Raw genomic sequence first — 1,048 nt, 5'->3', positions numbered from 1 at the left:
GGGGATGCGGACAAAATCCTGGACTACTTTGGAGGTAGTCCATGTATTCATACGAAGACCGCGTTCGCGCGGTCGAGCTGTACCTGAAGCTCGGGAAGCGCGTCAAGGCAACAATCCGCCAGTTGGGTTACCCGACGAAGAATTCTCTCAAGGTGTGGTGTGCGGAATTCGAGCGTAGTGGCGATCAGCAGAAAGAATATGTTCGCGTAAAGTCGAAGTACTCAGAGGAACAGAAGAACCTGGCGCTCGAGCATTACGTCAATCACGGGCGGTGCTTCAGCTTCACTCTCCGGGCATTAGGCTACCCCTGTCGCCAGATACTGACGGCATGGGTTCGCGAGCGCTATCCGGAAACCAGGAAATACGTGGTTGGCAAAGGAGGTCGACCGGCCGCGCCATTAGCCTCCAGGCAGACCGCGGTGTACGAACTGTGCACACGTCAAGGAAGCGCCCAGGAGGTGGCGCGAAAGCTGGACGTCGACAGGGTGACGCTGTACAACTGGAAGAACCAGTTACTCGGCCGGGAGGCCCCTGCATCCATGAAACGCGACAAGGGATCACGCACAGAGACGGATCGGGATGAACTGGAGCGGCAGGTCGAAGGGCTCCGGCGCGACATTCGCAATCTGCAGCTTGAACACGACCTGCTAAAGAAGGCGAATGAACTCATAAAAAAAGACCTGGGCGTCGACCTGCCACTCCTGAGCAACCGGGAGAAGACGACGCTGGTTGACGCCCTGAGAGAAGAATACGGTTTGGCTGAGCTGCTTGCGCGGTTGGACCTGGCGCGCAGCTCCTATTTCTACCATCGGTCGTCCATACGGCTTGCCGACAAATATGCAGAGGTCCGTTGTACCGTTGCTGAGATCTTCGAGGACAATCACCGATCCTACGGCTATCGTCGAGTGCAGGCAGCGCTCAGCCGACAACGGGTGTTTCTATCGGAGAAAGTCGTGCGTCGCCTTATGAAACAGGGCGGCCTCCACGCGGCCAGGCCCAAGCGTCGCCGATATCGTTCTTATATCGGAGAAATCAGCCCAGCCCCAGA

General features: G+C 57.3%; 1 protein-coding gene. It reads left to right on the top strand.

Annotated elements, in window-relative coordinates:
- Window positions 1-41: 41 nt before the first annotated feature.
- A partial coding sequence (locus tag J2W46_RS34310; protein WP_310360472.1) for an IS3 family transposase occupies window positions 42-1,048 on the top strand: 1,007 nt, incomplete at its 3' end.

This window comes from Paraburkholderia strydomiana (genome assembly GCF_031456815.1).
GTDB classification, from domain to species: Bacteria; Pseudomonadota; Gammaproteobacteria; order Burkholderiales; family Burkholderiaceae; genus Paraburkholderia; species Paraburkholderia caledonica.
Note: the sequence above shows the minus strand (reverse complement) of the source record. Positions and strands in the feature narration are given on the sequence as shown.